The following is a 23,883-nucleotide window of genomic DNA, read 5'->3' as shown; positions in this document are numbered from 1 at the left end:
ATCTTAGATATTCTAATATTCTTCTTCAATGATTGAAGGATTTTGATTTGCGAGTTCACGATAGAATTCAGCTTTTGCTGCATAGTAGTAGACACCAACCCAAAGTGTACCAATACCAAAGGCAAGTGATCCAAGGATGAACCAACCAATGAAGCTAAGGTCAAAAATAAAGAGTTCCATCTTATGTCCATCCATTAAGCGACGAGACTTAGTGATAGCTTCGGTAGGTTTTACTTCACGACCCTGACGTTTCAAATCATCAACGATATATAGTGACATAGCGTAAGAATAAGATTTGATGATACCTGGTACAACAAGTAATAGAGACCAAAGTCCAATAAAGATATATTGTAGTAAGCTAGTCAAGAATACAGGTAAAATACGATTTTCTGTAAATCCTGAAAAAGCAGCAGAGAAGATGTTATCATCTTTACGATTATCAATGAGGTGCAACATAGCAAGGATGATACCTGCAGAGAGGATACCATTTAGAATGCCACCTAGTCCTGAACTGATAAAGCTAATAAAAAGTGAAACCAGAAGAGTGATAAGGCTAATTCCAACACCCCAGAGCCAATTACCTACAAGTTTTTCTTTTGCGGCTTGTTTTAAAGCACGACGTTCCATAAAATTCTCCTTAAAAAATAATAAAAAAACTATAACATAATGTCATAATTATTGTCAATATTTCCATAAAATAATGACTCAGTTCCAGCTTGTACAAGTGATCTTTATCATTTATAATAGTTTTAATCTATCAAAGGAGCCATCATGACTTATATCTACCTAGCACTAGCTATTTTATTGGAAATTATCGGAACCAGCCTTTTGAAAGCATCGCAGGGCTTTAGCAAACTTGCTTTGGGAATAGCTGCGCTTCTGACCTTGTGCGCTTGTTTTTTGATTTTTTCACAAGTCTTGAAAGGAATCAATCTAGGCGTAGCCTATGCCATCTGGTCTGGAGTTGGTATCGTAGTGACGACTATTTTAGGCATCTATCTCTGGAAAGAATCGACCAATCTCATGACTTTGTTTGGCATCGCTCTTATCTTGGTCGGTGTTGTTATCGTCAATCTCTATGGCAGTGGACACTAGAAAACGAGTGGAAAAAGTTTCCACTCTCTTTTAATTTTCCAAGCCCAGCTCTGCCATTTTTTCAGAGATAATTTGGTAAACCTTATCCCAATCCTCTGGCTTATTGATGTCTAGGTTATCTGTTGAAATGCGGAGCTTTGGACTGTGGTCGTAGTCTTCATACCAGCCTTGGTAGTGGCTGTGGAGGAGACGGTAGTAGTCCAAGAGTCCGTTCTCAGCAGTTGGTTGTTCATAAGAGCGCCCACGTTTTTCGATGTTTGACATGATGTGCTCAAAGCTGCCGTCCAAATAGATAAGAAGATCTGGAGCCTTCTTAGGTAGCTCTGAAATTTCTTCCATCATATTTTCAAGAAGCTCTAGGTAGATATTGTACTCTTCCTGACTGATGCTACCTTGTAAGGTATTAATATAGGTAAAAAGAGCATCCTCGTAGATAGAACGATCTAGGATATTATTGTTTTCCTTGTAGGCTTCTTTGATGGACTTAAAACGTTTATTGAGGAAATAAATCTGTAGCGCAAAGCCGTATTTATCAGGATCCTCATAATATTTATCAAGAATAGGGTTGTTATCTACAGGTTCAAAGAAAGCTTGAGTCCCCAAAACCTCAGCCAACTGTGATGTATAAGTCGTCTTACCGACACCAATCATGCCTGCTAGTATAATCACTATAGTTACATACCTCCAAAACTAATGATACAAAGGGCATTAAAAAGGCGTATGAAAATAGGGAGATGGCAGAAAATCTAGATTTTCTAGCCAGCTCATCTTTTTCACTAGTCTTTTAGTCCCGTGTTCAAATAAAATGATACAAAATCCGTTGGACGGGCAATGTCAACTATACCGACAAAATCGAATTTCTGTATTGAAATGCCAAAGGATCTTCCAGATCGTTTTACTGTCCAAGTCTCATATCTAGTGTTAGCTAAATGATAATAGCACTATATGTGGTAGGAGTCAAGGTGATGTTACTTAAAAAGCCAAGTCTAACTTACCAGGTCAGACTTGGTTTTTGAGTGTTTATTTAACTTTCTTAGCCAACATTGTTGCGAATTGAAGCTGGATACGATTGCCGTTTTCATCGACCTTGTGAAGTTGACCGACGTTTTCATTGTATTTGACCAATTCCCAATCCTTGTAGTAGTCCTTAAGTTCACCCTCTTTGAAGGTAAAGCTAAATGGCATTGGGCAAGGATAGTTCTCAGTATCCATGGCGCAGACAATCAGATTGTAGCCACCGATTTTTGTATGGTCTTGCATGTCTTGGATGATATGAGGAATCTGCTCACGGTCAAGGAACATAAAGACCACTGTTGACAGGATAAAGTCAAAAGTATCGGTAATATTTGCCTCGTTGATATCATACCAGTCAATCTTGGCAGGAATATCTTCTTCCATAGCCATATTTTCTAACATGACAAGGCTCTGCCCATTGGCATCCACAGAAGTTACATCATGCCCCAGCATGCTGAGATAAAGAGAGTTACGCCCTTGTCCACAGCCCAGGTCCAGGATCTTACTTTTGGGGGACAATAGCGGAGCTGCTTCGATGACTTCCGAGTGGGTCTTCGTCCAGCCGTGTTTCTTGTTGAGATAATCTTCTAACTGACAGTAGAACTCCAAATAAAATTCCAAATCATCAGTCAAAGCCTCAACCTTGTGCCAAGCCTGTGGCTCAACAAAAGGAATGTCACTATCTTTGGTAAAGATATGCTCGGCTGTAATCTGATCATCCTCAGTCATCTCATAGAATTTGAGCTCGCCAGAGAGAATAGTTAGCTTGCCCCAAGTGCCGACCTTAGTATTATGACGGCGTTTGATTGCCTCAGGCATAGTTTCGCCAGTCCAGTTGGGCATACGTTTATATAAAACAAGATTTTTGCTTGTCATCTTCTTTCCTCCAATATCAGATAGTTTCATTATAGCATATTAAGGAATAGAAGTTGGAGGGCTATTTGCAAGTTTCTTTCTAAAAAAATCTGAAAAAACACTTGCATTTAATAGAAAGCTCTGATATACTAAATAGGCAATGGAGGATTACCCAAGTCCGGCTGAAGGGAACGGTCTTGAAAACCGTCAGGCGTGTAAAAGCGTGCGTGGGTTCGAATCCCACATCCTCCTTGATAAGACATTAGAGCTGAGGTTATCCTCGGCTTTTTTGTTTTCCCACACCAAATCTCTGAAAGAAGCTCTGCTATTTGCTATAATAAGAAAAACTAAGGAGAATGACTATGGAAATTGCAATTACTGGTGTGACTGGAAATCTTGGTGGGCAGGTGGCTCGCGCGGTATCAGAGGCGGGGTTCAAGGCTCGCCTTTTGGCTCGCAGCCCTGAGCGTGCACCTCAACTAGAAGGTGCGACTGTCTATCAAGCAGCCTATGAAAATACAGAAAGTGTCCGTCAGGCGCTGACTGGAGTGGACGTCCTCTTTATGGTCTCTGCCAAGGAGAATCCTCTACGTGTTAAGCAGCATTTGGATTTTGTGGATGCAGCTAAGGAGGCAGGTGTCAAACATATCGTCTACACATCATTCTACAATGCAGCGGACGATTCAACTTTCACCTTGGCGCGTGACCATGCTAAGACAGAAAAACATATCAAGGACCTGGGGCTCACTTACACCTTTATCCGAGATAATTTTTATTTGGAATTTTTCCTAGATATGCTTAAGGAATACGGCGAAATCAAGGGTCCTGCGGGTCTTGGTAAATGCTCCGCTGTTTCTCGACGTGACGTCTCAGCTGTCGCTAGCAAAATTCTAACCCAACCGCAGAACTGGGAGAATCAAACCCTTAATATGACTGGTCCAGATGACCTAAATATGGAAGAAATTGTTGCTCGTATTAACAAGATTGAGAGTCAAAATTTTGTTTACATCGACGAAACGGTAGAAGAAGCCTACGAATCACGCAAGGTTTGGCCTGCTGAGCAGTGGGAATACGATTCATGGGTGTCAACCTATACAGCTATCAAAAGGGGAGAACAAGCAGGGCTTTCAACTGACATCGAACGTGTCTTGGGTCGTAAACCAATCAGCCTAGAAGACGTTTGGAAATAGGATTCTGTTTTTATGAAGTCTTTGTCAAAAAATCAATTGGTTAAAGCTCTTGTTTATGGTGTTTTAGCTGCTCTCTTCTTTGCCTTTACCTTTATTTTCAATAGAAGTATGAATCTAGATGGGGGAGATTGGATGTGGTCAGCCAGTCTCAGGTATCTCTTTTCACTTCCTATTTTGTTTGTCTTTTTAAAACCGAAAGAGCAGACTCAAGCGGTTTATCAGACGATTCAAAAGCGTCCCAAGTCTTGGTTAATCTGGTCAACGGTTGGTTTTGGTCTCTTTTATGGGCCACTGACCCTAGCTTCCTTATATGGGTCATCTTGGTTTATCGCTACTAGCTGGCAATTGACCATACTGTGCGGATTGCTTTTGACGCCCTTGTTTGGTAAGTCTATCCCCGTTAAAAATATCATGATGAGTTTGATTATCTTGCTAGGTGTTTTCCTAATTCAGTTGCCTTATCTTTATTATGGTTTAGGGAATGGCTTCTTGATTGCCCTGCTCTGCATAATACTGGCAGCTATCGCTTATCCCTTGGGAAATCGAAAAATGCTGGCGCTGACCAAATCAGATGGCCTTTCAACCAGTCAAAGGGTGTATGGCATGACACTTATGTCAATGCCTTTCTGGCTCTGCCTGTCCATAGCTGCACTGATAAGAGTTGGTTTACCGACCTGGTCTCAAGTTGGACAGTCTATCATTGTTGCTCTTTTTTCAGGAGTCATTGCGACGCTCTTATTCTTTGAAGCGACAAATCTCGTCAAGGACAATCATAAACAACTGGCAGTCGTTGAAGCGACCCAGGCAGGTGAAGTGATTTTCACCCTTATTTTTGGTTGTTTGTTGTTGGGAGACGCTTGGCCAAATCTACTTGGCTGGCTAGGAATTGCCTTGATTGTTATGGGAATTATTGCCAATAGTCTCTTGTCTTCTGATTAATACAAGCAACTTTTAGAAAGAGTATTTTTACACGAAAATCTTAGTTATCACAGATTCTCTTTCTTCAGGAGGGTTTCAATAGTCAGCTAGCAAAAGAAGCGCTCAATCCAGAGATTGAAGTTGCCTATCTTGATTACGCTGACACACCGCTTATGAAACAAGATATTGAGTTTCCAACGCCAGATCCTATCTTTCGTATTCGCCAAGAAATCGCAGCAGCAGATCTAATCTGGATTTTCTCGCCTGTTTACATCCACGCCATTCCAGGTCCTGTCAAGAATCTTCTGGACTCGATGAGTCGTTCTTTGGATGAGTATGATTCGAGGAGTAAGTCCATTCTCTACGATAAGCTAGTTAGGTGTGTTTTATGAAAAAATATTATTATTTAAATGCTTGTTCTGTCCTGTTTATCATAGGTCTCTGTCTTGCTCGCTTGCTCTTGAATCGCTCACTTGGAGTTGATTTATTAGTGGTTTCTATCTTGTGGGCATTCTTTCTCAATTATGGTCTCTTACTTTTATCAAAAAGAGGTCAACAGAGCCTTGGGCAAGCTTTTTGGATTCCTAGAGAAATTGGTTATGGACTAGGTTTAAATCCACAAAATCCACTAGCTTATAAGATAGCCTGTCTCTTGTTTTTCGGTTTGATTTTGATCTTGAGTTTAGGATTGTTGCTACTTAGTCTCTTATAGTGACTACAATATTCTTTTTCTTTATGCTATAATAAATTGTTAATAACGCGTTTCATTAGCGCGAAAAGGAAGGAAATGAGCGTGGCTGAGCAGTCTTTATCAGACCACTTATCTGCGCTTTTGGTATCTTATTTTATGACTGAAAAGAAATCGTTCTACATTACGACACCAATTTACTACCCATCAGGTAAATTGCACATCGGTTCTGCCTACACAACTATTGCTTGTGACGTTCTTGCACGTTACAAACGTCTCATGGATTACGATGTTTTCTATTTGACTGGTCTTGATGAGCACGGTCAAAAGATTCAACAAAAGGCTGAGGATGCAAGTATCACACCTCAAGCATATGTTGACGGCATGGCTGTTGGTGTTAAGGAACTCTGGGAACTTTTGAATATCTCATATGACAAATTCATCCGTACAACAGATGATTACCACGAAGAAGTAGTTGCTCAAGTCTTTGAGCGCCTACTTGAAAAAGGAGATATCTATCTTGGGGAATATCAAGGTTGGTACTCAGTTTCTGATGAGGAATTCTTTACAGAAAGCCAGTTGGCAGAAGTCTATCGTGATGATGAAGGCAATGTCATCGGTGGTGTCGCACCATCAGGTCACGAGGTTGAATTGGTTTCAGAAGAGTCATATTTCTTCAAACTCAGCAAATACCAAAAAGACTTAGAAGCTTTCTTCAAAGCACATCCAGACTTTATCAGTCCAAACGGTCGCTTGAACGAAATGCTTAAAAACTTCATCGAACCTGGTTTGGAAGACTTGGCGGTTTCTCGTACAACCTTCTCATGGGGTGTGCCAGTACCATCAAATCCAAAACACGTTGTCTATGTTTGGATCGATGCCCTTCTCAACTATGCGACAGCACTTGGTTACGGTCAAGTTGATCATGCTAACTTTGACAAGTTCTGGCTGGGTCAAACTGTGACAAAATCATGGACAGATGAAGCTGGTAAGACTTGGGAGTTCACTGTTAACCCAGAAATTAACCACATGGTTGGTAAGGATATCCTTCGTTTCCACTCAATCTACTGGCCAATTATCTTGATGGCGCTTGACTTGCCATTGCCAAATCGTCTTGTTGCCCACGGTTGGTTTGTCATGAAAGACGGTAAAATGTCTAAATCAAAAGGCAATGTTATCTATCCAGAAATGTTGGTAGAGCGCTTTGGACTTGATCCGCTTCGCTACTACCTCATGCGTAGCCTTCCAGTTGGTTCAGATGGTACCTTCACACCTGAAGACTATGTCAGCCGTATCAACTATGAGTTGGCAAATGATCTTGGAAACCTGCTTAACCGTACGGTTGCCATGATTAATAAATACTTTGGTGGTCAGATTCCAACTTACGTGGAAAATGTGACAGACTTCGATGTTGACTTGGCGGCTGTTGTTGCTGAAAATATTGCAAGCTATCACAAACACATGGATGATGTTGACTATCCAAAAGCATTGGAGGCAGTTTGGGCAATCATTTCACGTACCAACAAGTACATCGACGAGACAGCACCTTGGGTATTGGATAAGGAAGATGGTGACAAGGAAGCTCTAGCAGCTGTTATGGCCCACTTGGCAGCAAGCCTACGCGTGTCAGCTCACCTCATTCAACCATTCATGATGGAAACATCAAATGCCATCATGGAACAATTGGGTCTAGGCGCAAGCTTTGATCTTGTAAATCTTGACTTAGCAGGTCTTCCATCTGATATCACTGTCGTGGCTAAGGGGACACCTATTTTCCCACGTCTAGATATGGAAGAAGAAATCGCCTATATTAAGGAACAAATGTCAGCTGGCAAGCCTGCTGCTGAGAAAGAGTGGAACCCAGAAGAGGTCGAACTCAAGTCAGAAAAAGAAGAAATCAAGTTTGAAACCTTTGACGCTGTTGAAATCCGTGTCGCAGAGGTTAAAGAAGTGGAAAAAGTGGAAGGTTCTGACAAATTGCTGCGCTTCCGCCTAGATGCAGGTGACGGAGAAGACCGCCAAATCCTCTCAGGAATCGCTAAGTTCTATCCAAATGAACAAGAATTGGTCGGTAAAAAACTCCAAATCGTTGCCAACCTCAAACCACGTAAAATGATGAAAAAATATGTCAGCCAAGGTATGATTCTCTCAGCAGAACACGACGGCAAATTGACAGTTTTGACAGTAGATCCAAGCGTACCGAATGGAAGTGTGATTGGGTAGGATTGTCTAAAAAGCGGAAGTCCGAGATTTAATCTCAGACTTCAGAATGTAGACAAACCTAGTTTACAATAAAATTTTAAATTAAAGCTCTGCTTACTTAAAATAAATGACCGATTTCATGCGAGCGGAGTGCTAAGACAGTCTGGGAGACTGTCTTAGGCATTTAACTGATACTTCCGCCGTGATGAAAGTGTAAGAAATGCTTTTATATAGGCATTTCTTACACTCGGAATATTTGAGAGTGAAACAGTCCAGTGGACTGTTTCAGGTCTGAGCCTTGAAACTAAAAAGCGAAGAGGCTCAAATGGAATTCCACTGATACCTGAAATCATCCACTGGATGATTTCACCTGACGTCCGACATCACTTAAGGAAAGTATCGAAAAAAGACTTTGTCTTCAACCAGAAATCTGAGATCCTAATCTCAGATTTTTTGTATTTATGAGAGTTTGTGTTCTAACCTTGTATTCTTATTCTTAGCTTGTTATAATATAGGTCAATGTCACCGTATGGGGTGTTAGAGGGAGAGTAATGAAGAAGAAAGTGATATTTGGAGCACTTTTAATGGTGTGTGGTGGTCTGGGGTTAACCTATGGTCTGACCACGCGTAGTAGTCAGAAGGTGACTTTTGACTACTCTAGTAAAGTTACGGGAAATGCCCTCATGGGCTATGCACCGCAGGCTACTGATCAAGAGCTTAGAAGTGATGTTGAACTGGTCTATGTAGATGTGACATGGGCAGAGCTTGAACCTGAAAAAGGCAACTATGATTGGTCCAGTATCGAGGAGGAGAATCAGTTTGACCGCTGGCGCTCAGAAGGGAAGCATGCCGTGTTTCGCTTTATCCTAGATTATCCGACAGATACTAAGCATAAGGATATTCCTGATTGGCTCTATGATAGCATGGATGATCCAGGTGACTGGTACAGCACATCCTATGGGAAGGGATTTTCCCCAAATTATGCTGACGACAGCCTGCAAAGCTACTATAAAAAAGCTGTCCAGGCAATGGCAGAGCGTTGGGGACAGGACGGTTTTCTGTCCTATATTGAGCTCGGTGGTGTAGGACACTGGGGTGAGTGGCATGTCAATACCGCCGCTGGCTTAAGGGAACTTCCTAAAATGGCAGAGCTTGAAAATTTTGTGACTCCTTGGTTGAACGCCGATTTTTCAGGAAGTCAATTTCTAATGCGTCGTCCATTTGATATCGCAGCTCAAGAAGGAATGGGGCTCTATAATGATATGGCAGGAGCTTCAGAAGATACCAAGGAGTGGTTGGACTGGATTCAAAATGGTGGAACCTATAATCAGACCGATGAAGAGGTTCTCAGTCCTATGCCTGATGCTTGGAAGACAGCACCTATTGGGGGGGAGTTGACCAGCTCGACCAGCATGAAGACCTTACTGGTGACCAATTTAGAAGATACTAGGCAACTGGTCAAGGAGTCTCACACGACCTTCTTAGGACCGCAGGTTGCCCAAGAAGTAGCAGGGAGCTGGTCAGGTTATGAAAAACTTTTGGGAGATATGGGCTACAGGCTCTGGATTTCAAAAGCCAGTCTCACCCATAGTCTCCTATCAAGCCAAGTCAGTCTTACTTGGGAAAATGCAGGGCAGGCGCCATTTTATAAGGATTGGCAGGTTAAGTTAAGCTTGGTTAATAAGAAAGGAAAGACCATCGCAGAGCAGACCATTGATATGGACCTGAGAGAGATACTTCCACAGGAGACTAAGGAAGTCAAAACACAGCTTCCAGCTTGTTTCTTTGATGCCAGTGGACATTTGAGAGGGCAGTTGAAACTTGCTATTATTGACCCAATGACGGATAAACCTGCTGTAAAACTCAGTATTTCAGGGCAAGAAGACAGCACAGATCCAACATTATTTTAAGTAAAAATGAGAAGAGATCAGATGGTCTCTTCTTTTTTAGTTAGATAATTAAAACTATTGTTGACAATAATGAGATGGTGTATGTAATATACATAGAAAATTTTTCAGAAAATTACCTTTGAAATCTAAAATCATTTTAAATTTATTGCCATACTAGAAAGAAAGTCAGTATTATCAAGGTATTTGCATATAAGAAGTACAAGCTAGAATTTTCCAACAAATTGACATTTTTGTAATATTTTGTTAACCTTAAGTCATGAAATATTCATAAAAACTTTAGTATTTTCACAAAAGGAAGAGAAATAGATGACAGTTTTAGTTACAGGAGATACTCGTTATATAACTGGGGAGGAATTAAGCGAGTTTTTTCAACATCGTCGCATCGTAGTCCTAGGGCAGTTAAAGGAAGCTTCAAAGATCAGAGGAATCACTGAAATCGCCTATAAACCATCGATGGATCTTGGCCGCTTGATTGAGACCTTCGATATTGAGGCGATTATTTATTTATCCCACTCTCTCAATGCAGCAGGTAAGCAATTGGGTGATTTGCAGAATTTGGAACATTTTTTGGGAAGTTTGGAGGAGCATCCGCAGGTTAAGTTTCTTTATGTGACTGGTCCTGAGCTGGATCTCACCCAAAAATCTTCTCGTAGTCTAGCACTGCAAAATGCTCTGGACCTCTGTCACTTGAAAGCAAGTCAATTTGGATTTGATCTCAAGGTTTTAACCAGCTTCTTCTTATACGACCCTGACTTGTCAGGAGATAGCCTGCACGAGCTTTGTTTAGAGTTGTTGGGTCACAGGGAACCAAGTCGTTTTTATCACCCCGAGCAGCCAATTTTTTATGTAGCTCATCACGATTTGTTGAAATTAGTCTATCGAATCGTTGATTCTTGGGAGGATGTGCCTGAGTCAGATCTTAAGATAGAAAATAGCTTCGCAATTAGTTACAAGGCCTTGCTTTTACACTTATCAAATCTCTTAGGTGTCTCATTGAATTTAGAGACTTTCTGTAGAGAAGAGGAGGATCTGATTGAACTGACTTCAGAGGCTTCACCTTTGAAGGACTGGTATGGTTGGTTCCCGCAAGTTTCTGTTTTGGATGATATTGACGTTCTTCCAAATGAAGTCTATCTGCTTGGCGAGCTAGGTCAAGAAAAGGAAAAGGTTTCGACCATTTCCCTGCTCAACCGCTTAGATTTGCAGACAAACACGGTTAAGATCTTAGTTTTAGTATTCCTCTTTGCTTTGAGTGAAGGCTTATCTTACTGGCTGGGTGGGCAATTTTACGCCAATGCGATTGATTATCGCTTTATCATGATTTTGATGGCTGGCCTTTTACTTGGATCACCTTTTGGAATCATGGCTGCGCTATTAGCTATTCTTGGTTACTTGACACAATCGCTTCTCGGTGGAGATGGTTTCGCTACCCTCTTCTTTGAACCGATGAACTGGCTTCCTTATATGATTTATCTGATTGCTGGGATGGTGGCTAGCGCTGTTAAGGATCAAAAAATCAATCAAATTGATCAGCTGACAGCTGAAAAAGAAGACCTTAGCCAGCAGTTGGAGACAGAGCAAGACTTTTCTAAGAACCTCTTAGATGAAAAACGTGAGCTGGCCTATCAGATTTTAGGACAGGAAGATAGTTATGGTCAAGCCCAGCACTTGATTAGCTCTCTCAATACGCCATATCAGGATATTTTTGTCTTGAATCTCATGGCAGCCTTTCAAGAACGTTTTAAAACTCACTCAATCTACCTTTTTAGAGAACGCGTGAGTCTGACGCAACCCCTCTATGCTATGTCTGATGAGCAGTATAGTTTAGAGTTGACCAATACGGGTCACCTTTTGGATGAATTAGATAACAAGTCAGTCTGGATTAACCACCGTATGCGCTCGGATTATCCTAACTATATGATGAGATTAGAAAACGACCAAGAGTCTTATCTCCTTGTGATTGATCAAGTAGATATGGCTCATCAAAATCTCTATCACCAAAATCTCTTTAGCGTTATGGCAACGATTGCGGTGCAGAGCTTTGAACAGTCTGATTTTAGAGCGAGCCATAGTTTGACCTTCTTGGATGAGCAGAAAATCGTTTGGTCAGAAGCCTCATTTGCAGAGAAAATCTTAACGCTTCAAAGACAAGCTCAACTCAGCGGTAGTTATCAGGTCTTGATGCTTGATGTGAATAGCAGTGATCTTCAAGCAGTCTCTCTTTTAAGCGACAGCCTAGATCTTTTTGAGACTTTAGGTCAAGTTGGTAATCACTTAGCTCTTCTAGTCTCAAGCGCTAGCCATTTATCCTTAGTGGAATGGCAAAAACGATTAGCTCAGGAAGGAATTGCAGTATCATCTCAACGCTTGATTGATGATTTGGCTGATGAAATTCGTTTAGAGAGCTTGGCTGGTCAGTAAGGAGGCGTGGATGTTAATTGTTATCTTTTTGCTCCTGCATGTGATTTTAGTGGCTTATACGCTGCATCGTGTCAATGTGGGAAATCTCTATCTGGATACCTACCTCATGCTCTTGTTGATTTTCTTTCCTATTTTGGGAGCTGTAGCTGTCTTTTGGATTACAGGTGAGCGTGGACAGCTCTTGACCAGAAAAGAATTGCGTTTTGAAGAGGTTATTCCTTGGATGGCTGATACAGAAGAAGTAGTTGAAGTCCAAGAGGAGCAGTTTTCTGAGTTTGCGATCAATCATATCGTCCCCTTTCGAGAGGCGCTTCTTATCAATAGTTCTGGAATTCGACGTGAGTTGATTATCGATGTTATCTTCGAGTCACCAGAGCGTTTTGTTTCCTTGCTCCACACAGCTCGTCTTAATGACGATGTGGAGGTGGTCCATTATGCTACAACTATCCTCTCTGAGTTGACGGCTAAGTACGATGGTAAGCTTCATCATCTTGAGCGTCAGGCCAAGCAGGATGCCAGCTATGAAAATCAAATTGCCTACTTGGACTTTTTGGAGTCTTATATAAACAGTCACATTGCAGAGGGTCACTATGGTCAACAGCTGCGCCAGCAGTATATCGATCGAGTGCAGCAGTTGATTCAACAGGGACGTATTACGGAAAAACGCTTCTTCTTGACTCTGGCGAATTTCTTACTTGAGGATCGTAATAGTGATGGTCTGGCTAGTCTCTTGATTCGTATGGAAATGCTCTATCCTTTTGATGAGGAGACCTGCTTGATTTCACTGCAGAAGTTATATCTGGAAAATAATCAGGCAGAGCTAGCAACTTATCTTGAGGAGATTAAAGCTCAGCATGTTTATTTCTCTTCGGAGAATAGAAGTTTTGTCAACAGTCTAATCCAAAGTCAGAAAGGATGATGCCATTGTTTAAGAAAAGAAATTATCGATTTACAGGGCTCTTGGTCGTCTTTGCCATTCTGATGGTGCTCTCCTTAGTTCTCTTTTTAGAACGTAAGGGGATTCAGTACCAAACTCAAGACACGACAAGTTATCTCTTGGATAAAAAACAGGCAATCACCAAGACAGAATCCTTGGAAAATCTAACACCAACTAACTTGGCTATCTATGATTCAACGGATGAAAACTCAGCTTCCGCCTTGTCAAATTTCAAGCAAATCTTTGAAGATATGCGTGTAGCGACGACTTATGTGGATATCTCTAAGGAATCTCTTCCTGGAGTGACTGACTATCAGACGGTTAGTATTTTAACACCAAATATCGAGCCACTAGGAGACCAGATGCTGACCATTATGGACTGGGTTTCAAATGGTGGTAATATCATGTTCGCCATGACGATTCAGAAAGATTCAGTTGCTGGTCTTATTGAACAAAAGATTGGGATTGATACTTCAACCTATGCCAATGCGGAAGTTAAGGAAGTCTATATCGAAAAAGGCTTTATGCTGGGTAGTGGTCAATCTTATAAGGTTGAAAATGGTTATGATTCGGCTTGGTCAGTTGGATTGTCAGAAGATGCCAAGGTTTATATGAGAACAGCTGATAGTTCCAAGGTTCCACTGGTCTGGACTTATGATTTGGGACAAGGTCGCGTCGTTGTTGATAACTTTGGGATTTATGAACAGGCTATGCGTGGTTTCTATGCAGCCTCATACTCACTCTTAACTGATGTGGGAATCTATCCTGTTATCAATTCATCTGCCTTTACCCTAGATGATTTTCCATCGCCAGTTCCAAGTGGTGATGCCACTTATATTTCACGTGACTACAATATGTCTGTCTCTGATTTTTATACCAATATCTGGTGGCCAGATATGGTTGATTTGGCTGATAAATATGGTCTTCACTATACGGGTGTTATCATTGAAAACTATGAGGACGATACTTCAGGCAGCAAGACCCGTCAGGATGACACCTCTCGTTTTACCTATTTTGGGAATCAGCTCTTGCAGATGGGCGGTGAGATTGGCTATCACGGTTACAATCACCAGCCTCTCAGTCTTCCTTATGTGGACTACAATGGTGAATTTACCTATAAAAAATGGAAGAACGAAGCAGCTATGAAGTCTTCCTTGGATGAATTGGTTGACTTTACGCATTACCTCTTCCCAGGCATACAGACTTCTGTCTATGTTCCACCGTCAAATATTTTGTCAAAAGAAGCGCGTGAGCTTTTAGCCAAGGACTATCCAGAGATTCGAGTTATTGCTTCTAGCTACATGACTCTGGGTCATGAGTACGCTCAAGAATTTGGTGTGGCAGATGATGGAATTGTCGAAGAACCACGTATCTCATCTGGTACGGTTATTGATGACTATATCAAGATGACCATGGTATCTGAATTGAACCTTCACTTGGTCAGTCACCACTTTGTTCACCCTGATGATCCTTTGGATGTTGAACGTGGTGCCAAGCTAGGTTGGGAAAAAATGTACAAAAATCTTTCTAACCAGTACGAGTGGCTTTATAAGGCTGCGCCTATGATTCGTAATCAAACTGAGTCTGATATGGGTGGTTCTATTCAGCGTTTCTCAAGCGTCAATGTTGTCAAAACAGTTAGCGAAGATGACTTTACCTTTAAGATTGATCACCTAGTTGATGAGGCTTATTTCATGATCAGAATCAATGATGGCGAGGTTGGTAAGGTGACTGGTGGAGAATTGGAGAAAATCGAAGGAAATCTCTATCTGCTTCGCGCAACAAATAAAAAGGTGACGATTGCTCGCACCAAATAAGATAAGTAGTAAGTGGTTGCAAAGCCACCTAAGAAATGGAAAGGAAATCAAGTGAGGATTTGTTTAATCTTAGAAGGATGTTATCCTTACGTCCATGGTGGCGTCTCCTCTTGGATGCATAATTACATCAATGAAATGACTGAGCATGAGTTTGTGCTGGTTACCATTGGTGCTAATGAAAGCTTAAAAGGAAAATTTAAATACGATTTAGCTGACAACGTTGTTGAAGTCAAGGAAATCTTTCTAGACAGTGCCTTGTCAGTAGCGCGTGGGGAAGAGAGCCTTATTGAGTTCAGTCAGGAAGAGAGAAAGGAACTCAAGGCCTTGATTGCCTGTCAGTCACCTGATTGGGATGTTCTTTTTGATATTTTCAATCGACGTCAGGTCAACCCTATGCAATTTTTAGAGAGTGATGTCTTCTTACAACTCTTAACCGAGTATGTTGAAGAGAGTCATAATCAGCAGTCTTTTGCGGATATTTTCCACTCAACACGCTCAATGTTGTTAACTGTTTTGTATCTGATGACTCAGGATATTCCAAAGGCAGATGCTTATCACGCCATTGCGACTGGCTATGCAGGGCTTCTAGCTTCTTTGGGTGCTTATCAGCACAAGGCTCCTGTTCTTCTGACAGAGCACGGCATTTACACGCGCGAGCGTGAAGAAGAAATCCTACGTTCTGATTGGGTTGTACCAAGCATGAAGCGTCAATGGATTCGCTATTTCTATATGCTGTCAAACCTAATCTATGACCGTGCAGAAATCGTAACCAGTCTTTATACTAAAGCCAAGTATATCCAGGAAGAAGTGGGCTGCGACATCGAGAAGTGCCGTGTCATTTCAAACGGTATCCACTATGACCGCTTTGCCAATATTCCTCTCAAGGAAGAAGATGGCTGGGTTGATATTGGAGCTGTTGTTCGTATCGCACCGATCAAGGATATCAAGACCATGCTCTATGTCTTTTATGAGCTCTCTCAAAAGTATCCTAAGACTCGCCTGCATATCATGGGTGCTGTCGATGATGAAGAATACAACCAAGAATGTCTTGATCTGATCGATCAGTTGCAGATTCAAAATGTTATTTTCACAGGTCAGGTTGATGTCGTTCAGTATATGGAAAAACTCGATTTTACCATTTTGACCAGTATTTCAGAGGCCCAGCCTCTATCTGTTATTGAATCAATGGCTGCGCGTCGTCCATGTGTGACGACTGAAGTCGGCTGTTGTCGTGAGTTGCTTGAAGGAAGTAAGGATGACCACTTTGGTGTGGCAGGCTATTGTGTGCCACCGACTTACCGCCTCGGCTTGACTCATGCCATGGAGAAGATGTGCCAGTCACGTCAGCTCCGTTTGCGAATGGGGGAAGTTGCACAAGAACGTGCCAAAACTTACTATTTGTATGAACTAATGATTGAGCAGTATCGTCAGATGTATCGGGAGGTGAGTTGATGGCAGGGATTGGATTTGCCATTAATAAAATTGTCAAGGAACAATCTTATAAGTCAAAAATTCGTGCCTTCTCCTATGCGAGTATCGTGACCTTAGTGCCACTTATCTTGGGAGAGATGGTTCTGATTGCGGCTTATGCCTTGGCAGAAGTGGCTAAGTTTCATATCACTGACCGAAATCTCATGGTTGCTATCATGACCTATGGCATGCTAGCGTCTATGTTGTTTAACGGTTTATCCGCACCAGTTATTTCCCGATTTGTCTCTGATAAGCTCTTTCAAAAAGATCTTAGTCATCTCCTGACTGTCTTTTGGGGAAGTCAAATTAGCCTTGTCCTCTTTGGAGCTAGTATTTATGGGATTTTTATCCTTATATCAGGTATCGGTTTTGGCTATGGTCTGCTAGCATGGCTGCTCTTTTGTGAGTTGCTTCTATCTTGGAATGCCATGAACTTTTTGACCGTCCTCAAGGACTATCTAGGGATTATGAAGGCCTTCGGGCTGACGATTGTCATCACCTTGCTCATGGGTGCCCTCTTTCTTTTGATTAAGTTGCCAGCTGTTATGGCAGTTCTTTGCGGGATTGTAATGGGCTACGCTGGTTTCAATTTGTTAGCAGCTATCTTGCTTTATCGTCATTTTCCACAGGAAATCCACTGGGAACACTTCTTTGATTTCCTTACCTACTTTGATGATTTCTGGCAGTTGGCTTTGGGCGGTTTTCTGACTCAGGTTGGTTTGATTGGTCATATCGTTGTTATCTGGTTTAGTCCAATTGGACAACAGGTCAAGGGGCTCTTTTACATTGCACCCTACTATGATTTGACGGTCTTTCTTGCCTCACTGACCATGCTTGCAACGACGATTAGTTTCATTGTGTCCTTGGAGGTTGATTTCTATAAGGCCTATCGACATTACTATACTAGCTTTAGTCGTGGAGCAAGTCTGACTCAGCTCAGACAAGCAGAGAAGGAAATGATGGACTGCCTCAATTCAGGTTTGAAGCGAACAGTCTGGATCCAATTATTGGTAACCTTGGTAATGATTTCAATTGGAACAGTTGTTCTTTCAGCTCTGCCACTTGGTTTTAACAATACCATCAATGGTTATTTTAGAATTCTCTGTGTATCTTACGCCGTTTATGGAATTGCCAATGTTATCAATCTATCGAGTCAGTACTTTGGTAATATGACTGGTAGCTTTAAAGGAGCTCTGCTATTTGCCAGTTCAACCCTTCTAGCAACACTTTTCTTCCTACTTGCCAATCCCGTTTTCTTTGGATTTGGATTCTTGATTGGAAATGCCCTCTACTTTATGATGATGTGGCTGCAGATGGAAGATTTGAATCACCGAGTGCTTTACCAATTCCTGGGAAAAGTTCCTCTAGTCGAAGAAGAAAAGAATGGTTTTTTCCATCATTTAGCTCAGCGATTGAACCAAAAAGTAGGAGAAGTCCACAGGGCAAAATGCGCCAAATAACTGTGACTCAAAGGAGTTAAAATGAGAAGAAATAAAAGTTTATGGACGGTATTCGGACTCTTGCTAGCCACCGTCGTCTTGATCATGCTGGGGCAATTCCTGACAGGTCAAGAATCAACAAGCACTAAAAATACAACGACTGAAAATAAAAAAGAAGTCAACACCTATGATGATGAAAATTATCATCTAGCAGATAATTCAGCCCTCTACGAGACAACAAGTCGAACAGATGTTAGAACCATGTACCTCACAATTGGCTCTGGAACTCAATCTGATAATACTAACCACACCTGGTCAGAGGTCAATGGTTTGTCTGTCTATGACTACGAGAAGATGGGTGTGGCACGTTATAAGGTTAATGCTATCCTACAAGTCGGTGATGAGAATGGTCCAACAGCTGGAGCACTTGGCTATGATGCACAGACACCAAACGTAACAGTACAAGTACGTGGTCAGTCATCTAGTAGAAATGTACAAAAGAACTATAAAATTGCCATTAAGAGTGACAAGGGAACCTACTATGGTCAAACCACTATCAACCTTAATAAGCACCAAACTGATGGCTTACGCTTTCGAAATATGATGGCCTACACCCTCTTACAAGATATCCCGCAACTTTTAAGTCTGCGAACAGAGTTTGTTCATCTCTATGTTAAAGATCCTAACAGTTCGACACCTGATCAGTTTGTTGACTACGGTCTCTATACACAGGTTGAACAGCTCAATAATGCAGGTAAAAAGGCTCATAATCTAGATACCAGTGGTCAACTCTATAAGATTAATGAATTTGAATTTTATGAAGATGATGATATCAAATTGACTAGCGATTCTGACTATGATAAAGAGGCTTTCGAGGCAAAAATTGAAATTAAAGGATCAGATGATCATACCAAGTTGATTGATTTGATTGATAAGGTTAATAATTCTTCTCTTGATTTTGATGAGGTTTTAGATGAGAATCTTGATAGAACCAATCTAGCCTACTGGATGGCCTTCAATATCTTGATGGGAAATCATGATACGCAGAGTCGTAATATGTATCTCTATAGCCCGCTTAACTCAGAACGCTGGTATTTCATCCCTTGGGATAATGATGGTTCTTTATTTGCGAACGAGTATAAAATAAGAGGTAAATTAGGTGATGCAGACTGGGAAACAGGTATTAGTAATTATTGGGGAAATCTTCTCTTTAGACGTGCTCTAAAAACTGAAAGCTTCCGTAATGAATTAAAAGCAGCTGTTGAAGATCTTCGTAATAATTATATAACAGATACGAAGGTTGTTAGTCTTTCAACCGAATTATCAAGTGTTGTTAAACCTTATCTTACTAGTCAACCTGATAACCAGTATTGGGGTGTTACTTCAACACAGTATCAGGAAGTACTAGATGGTCTACCTAGTGAGATTAATCAAAATAGACAATCCTTTTATGATAGTTTTGAGAAACCAATGCCATTCTTTATTGGAACCCCAACAAAAGCAGCTGGTAAAATGAAACTTTCTTGGGATGCTTCTTATGATTTTGATAAGGAAGATATTACTTATACTGTTGAAGTTTCAACCGATTATAATTTTGCTACAACTATCTTTAAGCAAGAAAATATCAGTTTAACTTCAGTAACTACTAATTTGCCAGCTGCGGGTCAATACTATGTAAGGGTCAAGGCTACTAATGAGTCTGGAAAATCACAGTATGCCTTTGATTACTATGTTACATCGGATTCGCAAAAAGTTACTGGTGTTAAATCATTCTTTGTAAACAGCGATGGTTCGATTAAAGAGGATACACATGAAAGTAACTAAAGAAACCTTTCGTCATGAGCAGAAGTACCTGATTTCTAAAAAGGACCAAACCTTGATTAGACAGCGTTTGAAGGATATTCTTCATCTGGACAAGCATGTCAAGGAGCGTAGCTATACGATTCGAAGTCTTTACTTTGATGACTACTGGAACAGCGCCTACGAGGAAAAAGAAGCTGGTATTCTCATGCGTAAAAAGTATCGCATTCGCATCTATAATTTCACAGATGATGTGATTAAGCTCGAACGTAAGCGTAAGCATGGAGCCTATATCTATAAGGAAGATGCTCCGCTGACCAGAGAAGAATTCTACAAGATTTTGGATGGTGATTATCAGTTCTTGCTTAAGAGCCCACATCCATTGTGTCAGGAATTCTATGTCGAATGCGTGACAAATCAGATGCGTCCAAGGACCATTGTTGACTATGAACGTGAACCATGGATTCTTGAAGCGGGAACAGTTCGTGTTACCTTTGATGAAAATGTCCGAGCAGCAGTAGGTAGCTTTGATATTTTTGATGCCAATTTGCCAACCTTAGAAGTTCTCGAAGAGGATAAATTGGTCATGGAAGTCAAATACACAGAGTTCTACCCAGATATTGTTAAGGCAATCGTACCTGCTGACGCAACTGAATACACAGCCGTTTCCAAATATGTGCTCTGCTATGACAAATCTAACTACAAACACAGTTTCAATAACTATTGGTATGAAAACGGGTCTAAGTAAGACTCACAATGAAAAAGAAGAGAGAAAAAAATGAGTGTTCAAGACGTTTTGAAAAAATCCTTCGTCAGTTCATACACTGGTGAAGACATCTGGCAGATTATTCTAGCCTTGGCGATTTCAATCCTTATGGGACTTGCCATCTACATGATTTACCGTCAATTCTATACAGGAGTTGTCTTTTCAAGAAGCTTTGCCATTACCCTAGTTGGGATGACTATCCTGACCTGTATGGTAACCTTGGCTATTAGTTCAAATATTGTTATCTCACTTGGTATGGTCGGTGCCCTATCTATCGTCAGATACCGTACAGCTATCAAGGATCCCATGGATTTGCTCTATATTTTTTGGGCGATCACGACGGGGATTACTGTCGGAGCTAATATGTATCTTTTGGCAATCCTAGCTGCGCTGGTTATGACTGGTTTGTTTGCGGCCTTTTATTACTACCAACAAGCTGGAAAGGTATACATCACCGTTATCCACTATCGCGATCAGGCTTCAGAAGAAGCTATTCTTCAAAGCTTTGGTAAAATGAAGTATTTCGTCAAATCTAAGACCAGCCGTAAAGGACAAACTGAGATATCTGTGGAAGTCTTCTGTAAAGATGAAAATCTTGGATTTACAGATAAAATTCAAGCCTTGGAAGGTGTAGATGATGTCACTCTTATCCAATACAATGGAGAATATCACGGATAATTAAAAAGTAGTAAAATTTAAGTAAAAAAAGCGATTTACTGTCGCTTTTTTGCTATAATAAGAGATATTGACAAGGGAGAATAATATTATGGCAATTTTGTTAACAGGTGGAGCTGGATTTATCGGTAGCCACACAAGTGTAGAATTGATTAAGGCTGGCTACGATGTGGTCTTGGTAGATGATTTTTCAAATAGTTCACCAGAGGTGCTTAACCGTTTGAAAACAATCACAGGAAAAGAGATTCCTTTCTTCCAAGGAAGTATCCTGGATAAAGATTTCTTGACCCAGGTTTTCCAGGAAAATGACATCGAAGCAGTTATCCACTTCGCTGCCTTTAAAGCCGTAGGCGAGTCAGTAGCTCAGCCATTGAAATACTATCACAACAACATCACAGGAACAATCAGCCTATTGGAAGTGATGCAGGAACAAGGCGTTAAGAAAATCGTCTTCTCATCAAGTGCAACAGTTTATGGCATGAACAATGTGTCACCATTGACAGAAGACTTGCCAACATCAGCAACAAACCCTTACGGTTATACTAAGGTCATGATGGAACAAATCTTGATGGACCTTGCCAAGGCAGATGCTGACTGGTCAGTAACTTTGCTCCGCTACTTCAACCCAATCGGTGCCCATGAGAGTGGCTTAATCGGTGAGGCGCCAAACGGTATTCCAAACAACCTCATGCCTTACATCACGCAAGTAGCTGTCGGAAAATTGGCAGAGCTTTCTGTCTTTGGTGATGACTATGACACAGCAGACGGGACAGGAGTTCGTGACTATATCCACGTGGTTGACCTAGCAAACGGACATGCTCTGGCCCTTAAGCACAACTTGACTGAAAAAGGAACGCACATCTTCAACCTCGGTACAGGAAATGGCTATAGCGTCCTTGACCTAGTTAAAGCCTTTGAAGCTGAAAATAAGGTTGCTGTACCTTATGTTATTAAGGAACGTCGCCCTGGTGACATCGCAACCTGCTATGCTGATGCTAGCAAGGCAAAAGAAGTCCTCGGCTGGACAGCCCAAAAAGACCTACACGACATGATGCGCGACTCATGGAAATGGCAAAGCCAAAATCCAAATGGGTATGATAAATAAAAGACCTTCAGAGATTAGATGTAAGTCTAGTCTCTTCTTTTTGGCTTCTCTTTTGGGAATTTCCTAACTTTTTGATATACTAGATAAGACTAATGACAAGAAATGAGACTATCATGACACTAAAAGAATTAACAAAGGAAACCTATGATCAAGCCTTGCAGGATATGCAGATTGCATCCTTCATGCAGACAGCTGAAATGGGAACTCTCCTTGAAAAACGTGGCAACCAAGTGACCTATCTAGGTCTAGAAACAGATGGTAAGTTGCAAGTACTAGCAGTCTTGTATGCGCAAGCTATGACCGGTGGTCTGCGTATGGAAATCAACTCAGGTCCTGCCTCAACTGATAGCAAATATCTGCCAGACTTCTATCAGGCTCTGCAGAGCTATGCCAAGTCTAAGGGGGCGCTTGAGCTTGTGGTTAAGCCTTATGACACCTACCAGACCTTTGATAGTGATGGCAATCCAAATGACGATGAGAAGCCGCACTTGATTACTGATTTTACGAAACTTGGTTACAGCCATGATGGGCTGCAGACAGGCTATCCAGGTGGTGAGCCAGATTGGCATTATGTCAAGGATTTGACAGGTCTGACGGCACAATCGCTGCGCAAATCTTACAGTAAAAAAGGGCGTCCGCTGGCAAATAAGACGGCGACCTTCGGAATTAAATTGCGCAAGCTTAAACGTGATGAACTCAGTCAATTCAAAGACATTACCTCATCAACCTCAGAGCGTCGTGATTATGAGGACAAGCCTTTAGATTACTATGAAGCTTTCTATGATAGCTTTGGTGATAAGGCTGAGTTTATGGTAGCAAGCATCAACTTCCAAGATTATCTTGACAATTTGACTAAGGACCAAGATAAACTTAAGGAACGTATCGATGCTATCGAAGCTGAATTAGCTGCTGGGTCAAATTCATGTAAAAAACATAATATGCTAAAAGAGTTGAAACACCAGTTTGAGACCTTTGAGGTTCGTAAGGCTGAGGCCAATGATTTGTTGGAGCAGTACGGTCAGGAAGACGTCAACTTGGCAGCCAGCCTCTTCATCTACACACCACAAGAAGCGGTCTATCTCTTCAGTGGTTCGCTTACTGAATTCAATAAATTCTACGCACCAGTTGCTCTTCAAGAGCATGTCATGCTTGAAAGTATTAAGCGTGGTATTAACTTTTATACTTTCTTGGGCATTCAAGGTATCTTTGACGGTAGCGACGGTGTTCTTCGCTTTAAGCAGAATTTCAACGGCTACATTGTCCGTAAGATGGGAACCTTCCATTATTACCCAAGACCAGTTAAATACAAACTGATTCAAGGTCTCAAAAAACTCTTGGGAAGATGAGTGACTCAGTAAAATATTTGAAAAATAACATCAAGTAGAGTTTGATATCAAAGTAGGGCTGCAGAAAAGAAGCTATCGACGTTTAATCCCTGCGACTCTAAAAAACGAAAGAGGCTGGGCAAAAAGTCCCTGTCCTCTTAATTTTCTACCAATTGTCAAGTATTTCAATGCTTTAAAGAGAAAATAATTTTTAGACAGTAGATATTTTGAGATTACTATCTGATTTTTGCACTCA

The 23,883-nt window shown here is 41.2% G+C and carries 20 protein-coding genes and 1 tRNA gene; 18 read left to right on the top strand and 3 right to left on the bottom strand.

Annotation, left to right across the window (positions count from 1 at the left end; genetic code table 11):
• Window positions 1-12 precede the first annotated feature (12 nt).
• Entirely contained in the window at window positions 13-627 is a 615-nt protein-coding gene (locus JOC28_RS06360; RefSeq protein WP_205009840.1) for a DUF975 family protein, read from the bottom strand.
• Window positions 628-771: 144 nt separating this feature from the next.
• Between JOC28_RS06360 and JOC28_RS06355 the strand changes: the two genes are divergently transcribed.
• Entirely contained in the window at window positions 772-1,095 is a 324-nt protein-coding gene (locus JOC28_RS06355; protein ID WP_205009839.1) for a DMT family transporter, read from the top strand.
• Window positions 1,096-1,125: 30 nt separating this feature from the next.
• On the opposite strand, the gene JOC28_RS06350 is transcribed toward JOC28_RS06355, so the two are convergent.
• Window positions 1,126-1,764 carry a deoxynucleoside kinase gene (locus JOC28_RS06350; RefSeq protein WP_205009837.1) on the bottom strand — a complete coding sequence of 213 codons (639 nt, stop codon included), beginning with the start codon at window positions 1,762-1,764 and terminating at the stop codon, window positions 1,126-1,128.
• A 351-nt stretch (window positions 1,765-2,115) separates the two neighbouring features.
• Entirely contained in the window at window positions 2,116-2,985 is an 870-nt protein-coding gene (tehB, locus tag JOC28_RS06345; protein ID WP_205009835.1) for an SAM-dependent methyltransferase TehB, read from the bottom strand.
• Between the two features lie 141 nt (window positions 2,986-3,126).
• On the opposite strand from tehB, the gene JOC28_RS06340 reads away from it, so the two are divergent.
• From JOC28_RS06340 to JOC28_RS06260, 17 genes are all read left to right on the top strand, one after another.
• Window positions 3,127-3,216: transfer RNA gene (locus JOC28_RS06340), tRNA-Ser, on the top strand.
• Between the two features lie 110 nt (window positions 3,217-3,326).
• Window positions 3,327-4,154, top strand: a complete 828-nt coding sequence (locus tag JOC28_RS06335; RefSeq protein ID WP_386701548.1) for an SDR family oxidoreductase — start codon at window positions 3,327-3,329, stop codon at window positions 4,152-4,154.
• 12 nt (window positions 4,155-4,166) lie between these two features.
• Window positions 4,167-5,093: a DMT family transporter gene (locus JOC28_RS06330; protein WP_239548900.1), complete on the top strand. Its 927-nt coding sequence runs from the start codon at window positions 4,167-4,169 to the stop codon at window positions 5,091-5,093.
• A 53-nt stretch (window positions 5,094-5,146) separates the two neighbouring features.
• The gene (locus JOC28_RS06325) at window positions 5,147-5,464 is read left to right on the top strand and encodes an NAD(P)H-dependent oxidoreductase (RefSeq protein WP_205009861.1); all 318 of its coding nucleotides are present in this window, start codon (window positions 5,147-5,149) and stop codon (window positions 5,462-5,464) included.
• Window positions 5,461-5,784, top strand: a complete 324-nt coding sequence (locus tag JOC28_RS06320; protein ID WP_205009832.1) for a hypothetical protein — start codon at window positions 5,461-5,463, stop codon at window positions 5,782-5,784. Before JOC28_RS06325 ends, JOC28_RS06320 begins: the two co-directional genes overlap by 4 nt.
• Before the next feature lie 135 nt (window positions 5,785-5,919).
• Window positions 5,920-7,983 (top strand): methionine--tRNA ligase, encoded by a 2,064-nt coding sequence (gene metG, locus JOC28_RS06315; RefSeq protein WP_205009860.1) that lies wholly within the window; start codon window positions 5,920-5,922, stop codon window positions 7,981-7,983.
• 530 nt (window positions 7,984-8,513) lie between these two features.
• On the top strand, window positions 8,514-9,872 hold the full coding sequence (locus JOC28_RS06310) for a DUF4832 domain-containing protein (protein ID WP_239548899.1): 1,359 nt from the start codon (window positions 8,514-8,516) through the stop codon (window positions 9,870-9,872).
• 306 nt (window positions 9,873-10,178) lie between these two features.
• Window positions 10,179-12,293 carry a hypothetical protein gene (locus tag JOC28_RS06305; RefSeq protein ID WP_205009830.1) on the top strand — a complete coding sequence of 705 codons (2,115 nt, stop codon included), beginning with the start codon at window positions 10,179-10,181 and terminating at the stop codon, window positions 12,291-12,293.
• Between the two features lie 10 nt (window positions 12,294-12,303).
• Window positions 12,304-13,212 (top strand): hypothetical protein, encoded by a 909-nt coding sequence (locus tag JOC28_RS06300; RefSeq protein WP_205009829.1) that lies wholly within the window; start codon window positions 12,304-12,306, stop codon window positions 13,210-13,212.
• A gap of 5 nt (window positions 13,213-13,217) precedes the next feature.
• Window positions 13,218-15,047: a DUF2194 domain-containing protein gene (locus JOC28_RS06295; RefSeq protein WP_205009828.1), complete on the top strand. Its 1,830-nt coding sequence runs from the start codon at window positions 13,218-13,220 to the stop codon at window positions 15,045-15,047.
• A gap of 51 nt (window positions 15,048-15,098) precedes the next feature.
• Complete coding sequence (gene pelF / locus JOC28_RS06290) at window positions 15,099-16,499, top strand: GT4 family glycosyltransferase PelF (RefSeq protein ID WP_205009827.1); 1,401 nt, start codon at window positions 15,099-15,101, stop codon at window positions 16,497-16,499.
• Window positions 16,499-17,977, top strand: a complete 1,479-nt coding sequence (pelG, locus tag JOC28_RS06285; RefSeq protein WP_205009825.1) for an exopolysaccharide Pel transporter PelG — start codon at window positions 16,499-16,501, stop codon at window positions 17,975-17,977. The genes pelF and pelG overlap by 1 nt, the downstream gene beginning before the upstream one ends.
• A 21-nt stretch (window positions 17,978-17,998) precedes the next feature.
• Window positions 17,999-19,780: a CotH kinase family protein gene (locus JOC28_RS06280; RefSeq protein WP_205009824.1), complete on the top strand. Its 1,782-nt coding sequence runs from the start codon at window positions 17,999-18,001 to the stop codon at window positions 19,778-19,780.
• The gene (locus JOC28_RS06275) at window positions 19,767-20,504 is read left to right on the top strand and encodes a polyphosphate polymerase domain-containing protein (RefSeq protein WP_205009823.1); all 738 of its coding nucleotides are present in this window, start codon (window positions 19,767-19,769) and stop codon (window positions 20,502-20,504) included. The genes JOC28_RS06280 and JOC28_RS06275 overlap by 14 nt, the downstream gene beginning before the upstream one ends.
• A gap of 30 nt (window positions 20,505-20,534) precedes the next feature.
• Complete coding sequence (locus JOC28_RS06270; protein WP_205009822.1) at window positions 20,535-21,200, top strand: DUF4956 domain-containing protein; 666 nt, start codon at window positions 20,535-20,537, stop codon at window positions 21,198-21,200.
• A gap of 88 nt (window positions 21,201-21,288) precedes the next feature.
• A complete protein-coding gene (galE, locus tag JOC28_RS06265) occupies window positions 21,289-22,302 on the top strand; it encodes a UDP-glucose 4-epimerase GalE (protein ID WP_205009820.1) in 1,014 nt (337 codons plus the stop codon).
• A 113-nt stretch (window positions 22,303-22,415) separates the two neighbouring features.
• Window positions 22,416-23,648 (top strand): aminoacyltransferase, encoded by a 1,233-nt coding sequence (locus JOC28_RS06260; protein WP_205009819.1) that lies wholly within the window; start codon window positions 22,416-22,418, stop codon window positions 23,646-23,648.
• Window positions 23,649-23,883 lie beyond the last annotated feature (235 nt).

The organism is Streptococcus loxodontisalivarius, from assembly GCF_016908645.1.
GTDB classification, from domain to species: domain Bacteria; phylum Bacillota; class Bacilli; order Lactobacillales; family Streptococcaceae; genus Streptococcus; species Streptococcus loxodontisalivarius.
Note: the sequence above shows the minus strand (reverse complement) of the source record. Positions and strands in the feature narration are given on the sequence as shown.

Bases quoted from the DNA above. Each gene is read 5' to 3' on its own strand.
- JOC28_RS06360 (WP_205009840.1), bottom strand. From the start codon at position 627: ATGGAACGTCGTGCTTTAAAACAAGCCGCAAAAGAAAAACTTGTAGGT.
- JOC28_RS06355 (WP_205009839.1), top strand. From the start codon at position 772: ATGACTTATATCTACCTAGCACTAGCTATTTTATTGGAAATTATCGGA.
- tehB (WP_205009835.1), bottom strand. From the start codon at position 2,985: ATGACAAGCAAAAATCTTGTTTTATATAAACGTATGCCCAACTGGACT.
- JOC28_RS06335 (WP_386701548.1), top strand. From the start codon at position 3,327: ATGGAAATTGCAATTACTGGTGTGACTGGAAATCTTGGTGGGCAGGTG.
- JOC28_RS06330 (WP_239548900.1), top strand. From the start codon at position 4,167: ATGAAGTCTTTGTCAAAAAATCAATTGGTTAAAGCTCTTGTTTATGGT.
- JOC28_RS06320 (WP_205009832.1), top strand. From the start codon at position 5,461: ATGAAAAAATATTATTATTTAAATGCTTGTTCTGTCCTGTTTATCATA.
- metG (WP_205009860.1), top strand. From the start codon at position 5,920: ATGACTGAAAAGAAATCGTTCTACATTACGACACCAATTTACTACCCA.
- JOC28_RS06310 (WP_239548899.1), top strand. From the start codon at position 8,514: ATGAAGAAGAAAGTGATATTTGGAGCACTTTTAATGGTGTGTGGTGGT.
- JOC28_RS06305 (WP_205009830.1), top strand. From the start codon at position 10,179: ATGACAGTTTTAGTTACAGGAGATACTCGTTATATAACTGGGGAGGAA.
- JOC28_RS06300 (WP_205009829.1), top strand. From the start codon at position 12,304: ATGTTAATTGTTATCTTTTTGCTCCTGCATGTGATTTTAGTGGCTTAT.
- pelG (WP_205009825.1), top strand. From the start codon at position 16,499: ATGGCAGGGATTGGATTTGCCATTAATAAAATTGTCAAGGAACAATCT.
- JOC28_RS06280 (WP_205009824.1), top strand. From the start codon at position 17,999: ATGAGAAGAAATAAAAGTTTATGGACGGTATTCGGACTCTTGCTAGCC.
- JOC28_RS06275 (WP_205009823.1), top strand. From the start codon at position 19,767: ATGAAAGTAACTAAAGAAACCTTTCGTCATGAGCAGAAGTACCTGATT.
- JOC28_RS06270 (WP_205009822.1), top strand. From the start codon at position 20,535: ATGAGTGTTCAAGACGTTTTGAAAAAATCCTTCGTCAGTTCATACACT.
- galE (WP_205009820.1), top strand. From the start codon at position 21,289: ATGGCAATTTTGTTAACAGGTGGAGCTGGATTTATCGGTAGCCACACA.
- JOC28_RS06260 (WP_205009819.1), top strand. From the start codon at position 22,416: ATGACACTAAAAGAATTAACAAAGGAAACCTATGATCAAGCCTTGCAG.